Genomic DNA, 11,723 nt, shown 5'->3' on the forward strand with positions numbered 1-11,723 from the left:
GACCCGCCGCACCTCCCGGCCGGGAGGCGCGCCCCACCTCCGCCCCGCCCAGCCCACCCAGCCCGCCCGACCGGCACACCCGCCCGGCACACTCAGCGGGCAGCATCCGTCACCCTCGGTGTCGTCGGCCGACGACTTCCGCCCGCCCGGCGTTGCGCACGCGGCGTGTCCCGCCCGCTCGGCGAGCAGGACGCCGGCTCCGCCGTCGCCCTCGACGTCGCCGTCGGCTCCGCCGTCGCCGTCCGCTCCGTACGCGACCCGGCGAGGACGGGTCAGCCCTGCGCTGCCGCCTCGGCGTCGGCGCGGAGCCGCATGCGCTGCGCGTCGATGTCGACGAGCTGACGCTGGATCTCGGCGCGTCGGTCGGCCTGCTCGTGCGGGTCCGCACGCTGCAACTGCCCGAGCAGCGAGGCCTTGCGGGCGAGCAGGTCCCGCTCCACGAGTGCGACGACGATGCTCCGGGCGTAGAGCGCGAGGTCCTCGTCGGTCCGGGCGGGGATCGGTGCGAGCGCGAGCTCCTGCACGAGCCCGCGGAACGGCGCCGGCACGTCCTGCAGGAGCCGGTCGAGCCAGTCCCCCGCGCCGATCGACTGGACGTTCGCCACGACGGCGTCGCGCACGACGGCGAGCATCGGTGCCGAGAAGGTCGCGCCGGCGGCGAGCCAGATGAGCGGCTCGCTGACGTAGTTCGGCTGCTGCACCATCGCCATCACCGCGTCGCGTTCCATGCGGGTGATCGGGTCGTTCGGCAGCAGGCGCAGCCCGGCCACGGGCTCCTCGGGCGGGGCGACCAGCTCGCCGCCGGGGCCGGCCTGACCGACCGGCACCGAGCCTCCCGTCCGGTCCTGGCGCGCAGCGCCCGCTCGCTGCCGTGCCGCGTCGACGGCACGGCGGACGTCGGGCATGTCCATGCCGAGCCACCCGGCGAGCTCCCGCACGTACCCCTGCGTGAGGGAGCGGTCGCGGATGCCCGCGAGCACCGGTGCGGCGGCGCGCAGGGCGTTCACCCGGCCCTCCACGGTCTCGAGGTCGTGCCCGTCGAGGTTCCGGCGGATCATGAACTCGAACATCGGGCGCTTGGCGGTCACGAGGCGGCGGATGGCGTCGTCGCCCCGGGCCAGCCGGAGGTCGCACGGGTCGAGTCCGCCGGGCGCGACCGCGACGTACGTCTGCGCCGCGAAGCGCTGCTCCTCCGCGAAGGCCCGCGAGGCCGCGCGCTGCCCGGCCTCGTCCGGGTCGAAGGTGAACACGACCTCGCCGTTCGCGTTCGGGTCAGCCCCGCTGACGTCGCCGAGCATCGGTCGCAGCACCTTGATGTGGTCGACCCCGAACGAGGTGCCGCACGTCGCGACCGCGGTGGTCACGCCGGCGAGGTGGCACGCCATCACGTCGGTGTAGCCCTCGACGATGACGACCTGCTTCTGCTTCGAGATGTCCCGCCGTGCGAGGTCGAGCCCGTAGAGCACCTGGCTCTTGTGGTAGATCGGTGTCTCGGGGGTGTTGAGGTACTTCGGCCCCTTGTCGTCCTCGAGCAGCCGGCGCGCGCCGAACCCGATCGTCGCGCCGGTGACGTCGCGGATCGGCCACGTCAGTCGTCCCCGGAAGCGGTCGTACGGCGAGCGGTCGCCCTGACCGGCCAGCCCCGCGGCCAGGATCTCGTCCATCGAGAAGCCCCGGCTGCGCAGGTGCTCCCGCGTCGCGTCGTACGACTGCGGCGCGAAGCCGACGCCGAAGTGCTGCGCGGCCGCCGGGTCGAACCCGCGCTCCCCGAGGAACCGACGGGCGGGCTCGGCAGCGGCGGTGGTGAGCTGCGACTGGTAGAACTCCAGCGCCGCCTCGTTCGCCGCGATCAGCCGGGCGCGCTGGTTGTAGTCGGTGCGGGGTCCGTCGCCCTCCTCGTAGTGGAGGGTGAACCCGATCTTCGCCGCCATCCGCTCGACGGCTTCCTGGAAGGTCGTGTGGTCCATCTTGATGATGAACTCGAAGACGTCGCCGTCCTCGCCGCAGCCGAAGCAGTGGTACCGCCCGACCTGGGGCCGGACGTGGAAGGACGGGGAGCGCTCGTCGTGGAACGGGCAGAGTCCCTTGAGGGAGCCGACGCCCGCCGACTTCAGCGTGACGTGGTCGCCGACGACGTCGGCGATGTTGACACGCGAGCGGACCTCGTCGATGTCGTTCCGCGCGATCCTGCCAGCCACCCCATGATCCTAGTTCGTGCGAGTGGCACCGACGGACGGATCGCGTCCGCCCGTGGAGAGCACGCCGGACGGGAGGCGCGGTGCCGGACCGGCACGTCGGCGCGCCTCCCCGACGGGGCGCGGGTCAGACGGGGACGTGCACCGGCTCGCGGTCCCCCACCACGAGCCGCTTGTGCCACGCCAGGGCCCCCTGGTCGGTCAGGCTCGCGACCTGGTCGACCACGGCCCGCAGCCGCCCGGCGTCGTCGGACGCCGCGCGCCAGTCGGCCGCGAACCCCGGCTCGAGGTCCGCGCTCCCGGTGGCGGCCAGGGCGTCGAGCAGCTCGGTGAGGATCCGACGCTGGTCCTCGTACACCGGCTGCCGGTTGCCCTGCGTCATCACGAACGCCGCGACGATGCCCTTGAGCACGGCGATCTCCCCGATGATCTCCGGCGGGGTGACGACCGATGCCGCGAACCGCACGAGGGACCCGGACGCGTAGGACTCGCGCGTCGCCGCCGTCGCCGTCCGCGCGAACCGCCCGATGAGCTGCGAGGTGAGGTTCTTGAGCCGCGCCATGTCCCGCCGCGACCCGTCGTACGACGTCATCCACAGCGGCAGCGACCGCAGCCGGTCGAAGGCCTCGAGCAGTTCGTCGCGGCTGAGGTCGGACCCGACCCAGGCGTGCATCGCCGTCACGATGTCGTTCTCGCCGACCCGGTCGCCGAGTGCGGCGACGTCGATGAACCCCGCGACGACGGCGTCCTCGAAGTCGTGCACCGAGTACGCGATGTCGTCGGACAGGTCCATCACCTGCGCCTCGATGCACCGCTGCCGGCGGGGAGCGCCGGCCCGGAGCCACGCGAAGGCGTCGTGGTCGTCGTCGTAGAACCCGAACTTGGTGCGTCCGGACGAGGCCTCGGCCACGCCCTGCGCCGCCGGCCACGGGTACTTGCAGCTCGCGTCGAGCGACGCACGCGTCAGGTTGAGCCCGTAGGGGCGGTCGTCGTCGGGGCCGTCCCCGTACACCTTCGGCTCGAGCCGGGTGAGCAGCCGGAGTGTCTGCGCGTTCCCCTCGAACCCGCCGATGCCCGCGGCCCAGGCGTTCACGGCGGTCTCGCCGTTGTGCCCGAACGGCGGGTGGCCGATGTCGTGCGCCAGACACGCGGTGTCCACCACGTCGGGGTCGAGCCCGAGCGAGTCGGCGAGCTCCCGGCCGACCTGCGCGACCTCGAGCGAGTGCGTCAGGCGGTTCCGGGCGAAGTCGAGCCCGGTGGTCGGGCTGAGCACCTGCGTCTTCGCGGCGAGCCGGCGGAGGGCACTCGAGTGCAGCAGCCGCGCGCGGTCACGGGCGAAGTCCGACCGACGGTTGCCGTGGGTCTCGGGCAGCCAGCGCTCGGCGTCGGCGGGCCCGTACGAGGCGGTGGCGCTCATCCGCCGCTGTGGTGCAGCTCGGCGGCGGCGAGCACCTTGCGGAACTCGGCGTCGACGTCGCGCGACTCGAGCCAGCGGTCCGGCAGCGCCGTGCGCTTGGGGTGTCCGGCACGGCCGCGCGGGCCCTCGACGTCGGCGCCCGGGTACGGGGCCGACCAGTCGATCTGCCCGAGCAGGTCGTCGATCTCCTGCAGGCTCGACGCCATCGAGAGGGCCGACCGGACGTCGCCGCCGATCGGGTACCCCTTGAAGTACCACGAGACGTGCTTCCGGGCGTCGCGGCAGCCGTGCTCCTCGGACCCGAAGAACTCGACGAGCAGTTCGGTGTGCCGGCGGAAGGCGGTGGCGACGTCGCCGAGGGACGGCATCGCACGGACGTCCTCGCCACGGAACGCCGCCGCCAGGTCGCCGAACAGCCAGGGCCGGCCGAGGCACCCGCGCCCGACGACGACGCCGTCGCAGCCGGTCTCGTCGACCATGCGCAGGGCGTCGGCGGCGGACCAGATGTCGCCGTTGCCGAGCACGGGGATGTCGGTGATGGCTTCCTTCAGCGTCGCGATCGCCGACCAGTCCGCGTGGCCGGAGTAGTGCTCGTTCGCCGTGCGGGCGTGCAGCGAGACCGCGGCGACACCGGCGTCACGGGCGATGCGCGCCGCGTCGAGGTAGGTCAGGTGGTCGGCGTCGATGCCCTTGCGCATCTTCACCGTCACGGGGACGTCGCCGGCGGCCTTGACGGTCTTCTCGACGAGGTCCTTGAAGAGGTCGGTCTTCCACGGCAGCGCAGCTCCGCCGCCCTTCCGCGTGACCTTGGGCACCGGGCACCCGAAGTTCAGGTCGATGTGGTCGGCGCGGTCCTCGGCCACGAGGATCGTCGCCGCCTCGGCCACGGTGTTCGGCTCGACGCCGTAGAGCTGGATCGACCGCGGGGTCTCCGACTCGTGGTGCTGGATGAGCTGCATCGACACCGGGGTGCGCTCGACCAACGCGCGCGAGGTGATCATCTCGCAGACGTAGAGACCGGCGCCGTACTCACGGCAGAGCCGGCGGTAGGCCATGTTCGTGATGCCCGCCATCGGGGCGAGCACGACCGGCGCCTCGACCTCGATCGGGCCGATGCGCAGTGGCTTCGGGAGTGTCTGCGTGATCGTCATACCGGTTCCATCCTCCCACGTCGACGCGCGACGGTAGCGTTCTCCACATGTCCGACACCGCGATCGCCCGCTTCGACGCCGACGCCGCCGCCCGCGGCCTGCAGGTCGAGGTGGTCGAACGCCCCACGGCGGGCTCGCTCGACGAGGCCGCGGCGCTCCTCGGCATCGGACCCGGCGACGTCGTCAAGACCCTCGTCGTCAAGCGGCACGACGGCGGCTTCCTCCTCGCACTGGTCCCCGGGGGCCGCAGCATCGCGTGGAAGAAGCTCCGCACGGTCGTCGGGGTCAACAAGCTGTCGATGCCCGACGCCGCGACGGCCCTCGAGGCGTCCGGCTACGAGCGCGGCACGATCACCCCCATCGGTGCGACCGGCGACCTGCCCGTGTTCGCCGACGAGCGGGTGCTCGGCCGCCGGATCGCCCTCGGCGCCGGACGCCACGGCGCGAGCGCCTTCGTCGACGGCGACGCACTGGTCGCCGCGTACGGCGCGACCGTCGCCGACATCACCGACGAGGAACCCGTCCGCTAGCACCGGGTCAGTCGGGGACCTCGGTCCAGTCGCCCTCTGCGCCGGGCACGGAGCACGAGTCGCCCTCGCAGACCGGCGCCCCGCCGGGCGTGACGAGCGTGAGCAGGGCGGGGCGCGCCTCCAGACCGTCGGCCGGGAGGCGCGGCTCGGCCGGGCCGCCGAGGCGGACGTCCGTCACCGGGTCACCGCCGCGTCCGCTGCCGCGTCGTCCGCGGCGCGCTGCCGCTGCTCGGCGAGATCCTCGGGCGTGCTGTCCCGCAGCGCGACCACCTGGCGGAGCACCTGCTCGAACGCCGCCGGGTCCTGCGCCCCGGAGACGCCGTACTTGCCGTCGATGACGAAGAACGGGACCCCGTTGATGCCGAACGCCTGCGCCTGCGCCTGGTCGGCACGGACCGCGGCGAGCTGCGTGTCGTCACGGAGCGTCGCGAGGACCTCGTCGCGGTCCAGCCCGATCTCCTCGGCGAGCGACGCCAGGGACTCGTCCTGCCCGACGTGCTCGCCGCGCTCGAAGTACGCGGTGAAGAGCCGCTCGACCATCTCGAGCTGCTTGCCGTGCTGCTTGGCCAGGTGGATCACCTGGTGCGCCTTCACGGTGTTGGTGTGGCGGAGGGCGTCGTAGTCGTAGTGCAGGTCCACCGACGCCGCGATGCCGGCGACCTGGTCGATCATCTGTTGGGCCAGCTCGACGGGGAGCCCCTTGTGCTGCGAGAGGAACTCGGCCTCGGTGCCCTCGAAGTCGACGGGGGTGTCCGGGCTCAGCTCGAAGGAGTGGTACTCGACCTCGACCGGCTGCGCCTCGGGCGACGCGGCGAAGGCGGCGACGCCGGCCTCGAACTTCCGCTTGCCGATGTAGCACCAGGGGCACGCGATGTCGGACCAGACATCGACCTTGACAGAGTCGTTCATGCCCGGTGCAACGCGTCGCCCTCGGCGGTATTCCGGCGCCCGGCGCGCCGAGCCGACGCCCTACGCGCCGAGCAGCCGCTGCGCCAGGTAGCCCTGCAGCTGGTCGAGCGAGACGCGCTCCTGCGACATCGTGTCGCGCTCCCGCACGGTCACGGCCTTGTCCTCGAGCGTGTCGAAGTCCACCGTGATGCAGAACGGCGTGCCGATCTCGTCGTGGCGACGGTAGCGACGACCGATCGCACCGGCGTCGTCGAAGTCGACGTTCCAGTACCGGCGCAGGTCGTCGGCGAGCCCGCGGGCCACCGGCGAGAGCTGCTCGTTGCGGGACAGCGGCAGGACCGCGGCCTTGACCGGCGAGAGGCGGGGGTCGAGCCGGAGGACCGTGCGCTTGTCGACGCCGCCCTTCGCGTTCGGGGCCTCGTCCTCGTGGTAGGCGTCGAGCAGGAAGGCCATGAGCGCACGCGTGAGCCCGAACGACGGCTCGATGACGTACGGCACGTACTTCTCGTTCGCGGCCTGGTCGAAGAACCGGAGGTCCTTGCCGGACGCCTCGATGTGGTTGTTCAGGTCGAAGTCGGTGCGGTTCGCGACGCCCATGAGCTCGCCCCACTCCGAGCCCTGGAAGCCGAAGCGGTACTCGATGTCGGCGGTCGCGTCGGAGTAGTGCGCCCGCTCGCCGTCCGGCACGTCGAAGCGGCGGAGGTTCTCCGGGTCGATCCCGAGGTCGGTGAAGAACGCGACCGAGTCGGCGATCCACTGCTCGTAGTGCTCCCCCACCGACGCCGGCGGCACGAAGTACTCGATCTCCATCTGCTCGAACTCGCGCGTGCGGAAGATGAAGTTGCCGGGCGTGATCTCGTTGCGGAACGCCTTGCCGACCTGGCCGATGCCGAACGGCGGCTTCATGCGGCTGGTGGTGACGACCTGCGCGAAGTCGACGAAGATGCCCTGCGCCGTCTCGGGGCGGAGGAAGTTCAGCCCCTCCTCCGACTCGACCGGGCCGAGGTAGGTCTTGAGCATGCCGGAGAACTCCCGGGGCTCGGTCCACTCGCCGCGGGTGCCGCAGTTCGAGCAGGCGATCTCGGCCATGCCGCCCTCGGGCGCGCGGCCCTTCTTCGCCTCGAACGCCTCGATGAGGTGGTCCTCGCGGAACCGGTGGTGGCAGTGCAGGCACTCGACGAGCGGGTCGGTGAAGGTCGCGACGTGCCCGGACGCCTCCCACACCTTGCGGGGCAGGATGACGGCAGAGTCGAGGCCGACCATGTCGCCGCGGCCGCGGACGAACCGCTGCCACCACTGGCGCTTGATGTTCTCCTTGAGCTCCACGCCGAGGGGCCCGTAGTCCCACGCCGAGCGCGATCCGCCGTAGATCTCCCCCGACTGGAAGACGAAGCCGCGGCCCTTGGCCAGGGCGATGACGCTGTCGAGACGGGAGGACGGTGCCAAGAGGGACTCCTGTGGTCGCCGGACTGGGTGCCCGGTGCGGGAACGGTACCGGGCAAGCGTACCGGCCTCACGGCGGCCGCCGGTCGGGAGGCGCGGTACCCGTGGACACGTGGCTCACTCCACAGGTCTGAAGCCGCCCACTGCCCGCAGCACGTCCGCGACGCGCGTGACGTCGTCCTCGTCGTTCCACAGGTGGAAGGCGAGCCGCAGGCGGCCGGCCCGCCCGCTCGCGGTCACGCCCGCGGCGCCGAGCGCGGCGAGCGCCGTACCGTCCGGGTCCGGGAAGGTCGTGATCGCCTGCCCGCTCCGGACCGTGCCGAGCGCGTCGGCGAGCCGGTCGGCGAGACCGGTGGCGTGCCTCCAGGCCGCGGCGCGGTCCACGGACGCGAGGTGCCGCAGGGCGGCGACCGCACCGGGCCATGCCGGCCACGCCGGGGAGACGTCGAAGCGCCGTGCGTCGGCGGCCAGCCGCATGTCCGGGCCGTAGCAGGACGACCAGACGTCCTCGCCGGCGTACCAGCCGGCCTGCACGGGGCGGAGCTCCGCGAGCGCCCGGTCCGAGAACGTGGCGAAGGCCACCCCGCGCGGAGCGCAGAGCCACTTGTACGCGTGCGTGACCGTGACGTCGAACGGGGCGGCCGACACCGGCAGCACACCCGCCGCCTGGGTGAGGTCGCACAGCGTCAGGGCGCCGACCGACCCCGCCGCGGCGAGCACCGGCGCCGGGTCGGTGACCACCCCGGTCGCGGACTGCACCGCCGACCACGCGACCAGCGCGGTCCCCGTGCGGACGGCGTCGGCGAGGCGCTCGAGCGGGACGCTCCGCACCGTCACCCCGCGGTGCGCCTGCGCGAGGAAGGGGAACACGACCGAGCTGAAGTCGCCGTCGGGGACGACGACCTCGGCACCGTCCGGCAGCGACGCGGCGACGACCGCGACCATCGCCGACGTCTGCGACCCGGTGGCGACCCGGACCGGAGCGACGCCCACGACGTCGGCGAAGAGCGCGCGGCCCTCCTCGACCAGGGCGCCGTACGTCGTCGGCGAGGTCCCGGCACGTGCCCACGCGTCGAGGTCCGCGCGCTGTGCGGCCAGCGTGCCGTGCGTGGGGAGTCCGGCGGTGCACGCCGCGAGGTAGCCCGAGCCGTCGACGAAGGAGTCCATGCCCTCCAGGCTCGGCGGCCGGTCGGCATCACACCAGGGCAGGTTCCTTCGCGGGCCCATAACATCGTGTTGTGGAGATGATCGACCCGCAGCTGCTCCGGGTCCTGCTCGCCGTGCGCGACGCGGGGTCCATCAGTCGTGCCGCCGCGACCCTCGGCTACAGCCAACCCGCCGTCAGCCAGCTCCTCGTCCGGGCCGAGCAGCGGCTCGGACACGACCTGCTCCTGCGGGGCGGTCGTGGCGCGACCCTCACCGAGTCCGGGCGCGTGCTCGCCGACCACGCGCTGCACGTCGAGGCCGCCCTGGCCGCGGCCCGGGAGGACCTGGACGCCGTCGGCGGGCTCGCCCGCGGTCGGGTGCGCTTCGCCGGGTTCCCGAGCGCGTCCTCGACCCTCGTCCCGCCCGTGCTCGCCGCGATGTCGGCCACGAGTCCCGGGGTCGCGACCTCGTACGTCGAGGCCGAACCGCCCGAGGCGATCGAGCTGGTCCGCCGCGGCGAGGTCGACGTCGCGCTGACGTTCTCGCACGCCCTGCAGGACGACCCCGGTGCGGACCCGACGCTCACCACCGAGGGCATCGGGCGCGACCCGCTCGCCCTCGTGACGCCCACCGTGGTCAGCGGAGCCGTCGCCGACCTGTCGGCCTTCCGCGACGCGCGGTGGATCGGCGGGTGCCCGCGCTGCCGAGGGCACCTGCTCGCGTCGTGCGCCGCCTCGGGGTTCACCCCGGACATCGTCCTCGAGACCGACAACGCCGCGGCGGTCGTCGGCCTCGTCGCGGCCGGCCTCGGCGTCGCGCTCCTCCCCCGGCTCGCGCTGACCACGACGGTCGTGCCGCCCGGCGTCCACGCGACCCCGGTCGGCGACGAGCTCGCCCGCCGGGTCGAGGTCGTCGTCGCACGTGGTGCGGATCGGGTGCCGAGCGTCCGCGCGGCGCTCGACGCCGTCCGCGGCGCGGCGCACCTGCTGGGCTGAGCACGCAGGCGGACAGCGGCAGGCAGCGGCGGGCACGTTCGGCCGGGAGGCGCGTGGCAGCTCCGCCCCGCACCCCGCCTCAGGCGGTGGGCGCGTCCACGGCCCCGCCGTAGCGACGGTCGCGGCTCGCGTACTCCTCGATCGCTCCCCACAGGTCGGTGCGCCGGAAGTCCGGCCAGAGCCGGTCGAGGAACACCATCTCGGCGTACGCCGACTGCCACAGCATGAAGTTCGACGTCCGCTGCTCCCCGGAGCTCCGGAGGAACAGGTCGACGTCGGGCAGCTCCGGCACGTAGAGCCGCTTCGCCAGGGCCTTCTCCGTCACCTGGCTCGGCTGCATGCGTCCGGCGGCGACGTCCTCGGCCATCCCGCGCACGGCGTCGACGATCTCGTTCCGGCCGCCGTAGTTGACGCACATCGTCAGGGTGCACACGTCGTTGTCCGCGGTCATCCGCTCCGCCGTCTGCAGCTCGTCGATCACCGACCGCCACAGCCGGGGTCGGCGACCGGCCCAGCGCACGCGCACGCCCCACTCGTGCAGCTGGTCGCGACGGCGGCGGATCACGTCACGGTTGAACCCCATGAGGAAGCGGACCTCCTCGGGCGAGCGCTTCCAGTTCTCGGTCGAGAAGGCGTACGCCGACACGTGCCGGACGCCGATCTGGATCGCCCCGGCGACGACGTCGAGGAGGGACGCCTCGCCGGCCTTGTGCCCCTCGACGCGCGTGAGCCCGCGCTGGTTCGCCCACCGGCCGTTGCCGTCCATCACGATGGCGACGTGCTGCGGGACGAACTGCGCCGGGATCGCGGGCGGCTGCTCCCCCGTCCAGTCGACGGGCAGGAACGGTTCGGCGGCGGCGGACCGGCGTGGGCTCATGCAGGGCTTCCTTCGGTGTCGGACGGGACGGGCACGGCGGGCGCCGGGGTGGCGGTGACCGCTGCCGACACCCCGCCCGGTGCGGGTGCGACCGGCGCCGGGTGCTCGCTGCGGTCGACGTGCGGCAGCGACCGGAGCGATCGTTCCAGGTGCCACTGGGCGTAGGCCGCCACCACGCCGGACGCCCGGGAGCGGGTGCGCTCGTCCGAGGCGTCGACGGTCGCCCAGTCGCCGGCGAGCAGGGCGCCGAGCAGCCCGAGCGTGCCGGTGTCGAGCCGCGGGGTGCCGGGTGGTGCCGCCCGGTCGGCGACGACCCCGCCGAGCTGCACGACGAACGCCGTGTGCGGTCCGGGCTCGCCCGTCACCGCGCAGTCGCCGAACGAGGGTGCCCACCCGGCGATGCTCATCGCCCGCAGCAGGTAGGAGTCGAGGGTGGCGCTCACCACGTGCTCCCGGCGCGACAGCGACCGGAGCGCGCCGACGAGCAGCAGGTACTGCTGGAGCCCGGCGTCCGCCTCGCTCAGCCGGTCGGCGGTCTCGACCATGGCACTCGCGGCCGTGTACGCGCCGTAGTCCGTGACGATCTGCGCGCCGTACGACCCGAGGCTCTCGGCCTGGGTGACGATGTCGAGCGACCGGCCCTCGTAGAACTGGGCGTCGACGACCATGAACGGCTCGAGGCGCGACCCGAACTTCGACGCCGTCCGCCGCACGCCCTTCGCGACGGCGCGGATCTTGCCGTGCTGCCGGGAGAGCATCGTCACGATGCGGTCCGCCTCACCGAGCTTGTGGGTGCGCAGCACGACGCACTCGTCCCGGTACAGCGGCATGTCCCCAGTATCCCCCGCGCCGCCGACAGCTCTGGCCCGCACCCCCGTCGGGTCGCTGCCCGTCCCATCCGCTGCACCGTCCTGTACACCGAGCGGGCAGGACACGCCGCCGGGGTGACGCCGAGCGTGCCGGACGAGGCCCGCTCGGGGCGACGGCCGGCTGGTCGGCGGGCTGGCTGGCCGAGGCGGCCGGGCGCACGGACGGGAGGCGCGGTGCGGGTCGGACCCGC

At 73.4% G+C, this 11,723-nt stretch carries 11 protein-coding genes; 2 read left to right on the top strand and 9 right to left on the bottom strand.

Going from position 1 to position 11,723, the window contains the following annotated elements; all coding sequences use genetic code 11:
• Positions 1 to 272: 272 nt before the first annotated feature.
• From dnaG to dusB, 3 genes are all read right to left on the bottom strand, one after another.
• Positions 273 to 2,198, bottom strand: coding sequence for a DNA primase (gene dnaG / locus H7A69_RS16115; protein ID WP_182047977.1), 1,926 nt, complete (start codon positions 2,196 to 2,198; stop codon positions 273 to 275).
• Positions 2,199 to 2,322: 124 nt separating this feature from the next.
• Complete coding sequence (locus tag H7A69_RS16120) at positions 2,323 to 3,612, bottom strand: deoxyguanosinetriphosphate triphosphohydrolase (protein WP_182047978.1); 1,290 nt, start codon at positions 3,610 to 3,612, stop codon at positions 2,323 to 2,325.
• Positions 3,609 to 4,763 (bottom strand): tRNA dihydrouridine synthase DusB, encoded by a 1,155-nt coding sequence (gene dusB, locus H7A69_RS16125; protein WP_182047979.1) that lies wholly within the window; start codon positions 4,761 to 4,763, stop codon positions 3,609 to 3,611. Before dusB ends, H7A69_RS16120 begins: the two co-directional genes overlap by 4 nt.
• A 47-nt stretch (positions 4,764 to 4,810) precedes the next feature.
• Between dusB and H7A69_RS16130 the strand changes: the two genes are divergently transcribed.
• Positions 4,811 to 5,293, top strand: a complete 483-nt coding sequence (locus H7A69_RS16130) for an aminoacyl-tRNA deacylase (RefSeq protein ID WP_182047980.1) — start codon at positions 4,811 to 4,813, stop codon at positions 5,291 to 5,293.
• A gap of 7 nt (positions 5,294 to 5,300) precedes the next feature.
• On the opposite strand, the gene H7A69_RS16135 is transcribed toward H7A69_RS16130, so the two are convergent.
• From H7A69_RS16135 to H7A69_RS16150, 4 genes are all read right to left on the bottom strand, one after another.
• Entirely contained in the window at positions 5,301 to 5,471 is a 171-nt protein-coding gene (locus H7A69_RS16135; protein ID WP_182047981.1) for a hypothetical protein, read from the bottom strand.
• The gene (locus H7A69_RS16140) at positions 5,468 to 6,202 is read right to left on the bottom strand and encodes a DsbA family protein (protein ID WP_182047982.1); all 735 of its coding nucleotides are present in this window, start codon (positions 6,200 to 6,202) and stop codon (positions 5,468 to 5,470) included. Before H7A69_RS16140 ends, H7A69_RS16135 begins: the two co-directional genes overlap by 4 nt.
• Positions 6,203 to 6,262: 60 nt before the next feature.
• Complete coding sequence (locus H7A69_RS16145) at positions 6,263 to 7,648, bottom strand: glycine--tRNA ligase (protein WP_069711108.1); 1,386 nt, start codon at positions 7,646 to 7,648, stop codon at positions 6,263 to 6,265.
• Between the two features lie 114 nt (positions 7,649 to 7,762).
• Positions 7,763 to 8,812: an aminotransferase class V-fold PLP-dependent enzyme gene (locus H7A69_RS16150; RefSeq protein WP_182047983.1), complete on the bottom strand. Its 1,050-nt coding sequence runs from the start codon at positions 8,810 to 8,812 to the stop codon at positions 7,763 to 7,765.
• Between the two features lie 77 nt (positions 8,813 to 8,889).
• Between H7A69_RS16150 and H7A69_RS16155 the strand changes: the two genes are divergently transcribed.
• Positions 8,890 to 9,786 carry a LysR family transcriptional regulator gene (locus tag H7A69_RS16155; protein WP_182047986.1) on the top strand — a complete coding sequence of 299 codons (897 nt, stop codon included), beginning with the start codon at positions 8,890 to 8,892 and terminating at the stop codon, positions 9,784 to 9,786.
• Positions 9,787 to 9,865: 79 nt separating this feature from the next.
• Here H7A69_RS16155 and H7A69_RS16160 read toward each other — a convergent pair whose 3' ends face one another.
• Both H7A69_RS16160 and recO read right to left on the bottom strand, forming a co-directional pair.
• The gene (locus H7A69_RS16160) at positions 9,866 to 10,663 is read right to left on the bottom strand and encodes an isoprenyl transferase (RefSeq protein ID WP_182047984.1); all 798 of its coding nucleotides are present in this window, start codon (positions 10,661 to 10,663) and stop codon (positions 9,866 to 9,868) included.
• Positions 10,660 to 11,493: a DNA repair protein RecO gene (gene recO / locus H7A69_RS16165; RefSeq protein WP_182047985.1), complete on the bottom strand. Its 834-nt coding sequence runs from the start codon at positions 11,491 to 11,493 to the stop codon at positions 10,660 to 10,662. Before recO ends, H7A69_RS16160 begins: the two co-directional genes overlap by 4 nt.
• Between the last annotated feature and the right edge of the window lie 230 nt (positions 11,494 to 11,723).

Source organism: Curtobacterium sp. ME26 (assembly GCF_903970945.1).
Classification (GTDB): domain Bacteria; phylum Actinomycetota; class Actinomycetes; order Actinomycetales; family Microbacteriaceae; genus Curtobacterium; species Curtobacterium citri.

Bases quoted from the DNA above. Each gene is read 5' to 3' on its own strand.
- H7A69_RS16120 (WP_182047978.1), bottom strand. From the start codon at position 3,612: ATGAGCGCCACCGCCTCGTACGGGCCCGCCGACGCCGAGCGCTGGCTG.
- H7A69_RS16150 (WP_182047983.1), bottom strand. From the start codon at position 8,812: ATGGACTCCTTCGTCGACGGCTCGGGCTACCTCGCGGCGTGCACCGCC.
- dusB (WP_182047979.1), bottom strand. From the start codon at position 4,763: ATGACGATCACGCAGACACTCCCGAAGCCACTGCGCATCGGCCCGATC.
- H7A69_RS16140 (WP_182047982.1), bottom strand. From the start codon at position 6,202: ATGAACGACTCTGTCAAGGTCGATGTCTGGTCCGACATCGCGTGCCCC.
- recO (WP_182047985.1), bottom strand. From the start codon at position 11,493: ATGCCGCTGTACCGGGACGAGTGCGTCGTGCTGCGCACCCACAAGCTC.
- H7A69_RS16160 (WP_182047984.1), bottom strand. From the start codon at position 10,663: ATGAGCCCACGCCGGTCCGCCGCCGCCGAACCGTTCCTGCCCGTCGAC.
- H7A69_RS16130 (WP_182047980.1), top strand. From the start codon at position 4,811: ATGTCCGACACCGCGATCGCCCGCTTCGACGCCGACGCCGCCGCCCGC.
- H7A69_RS16155 (WP_182047986.1), top strand. From the start codon at position 8,890: ATGATCGACCCGCAGCTGCTCCGGGTCCTGCTCGCCGTGCGCGACGCG.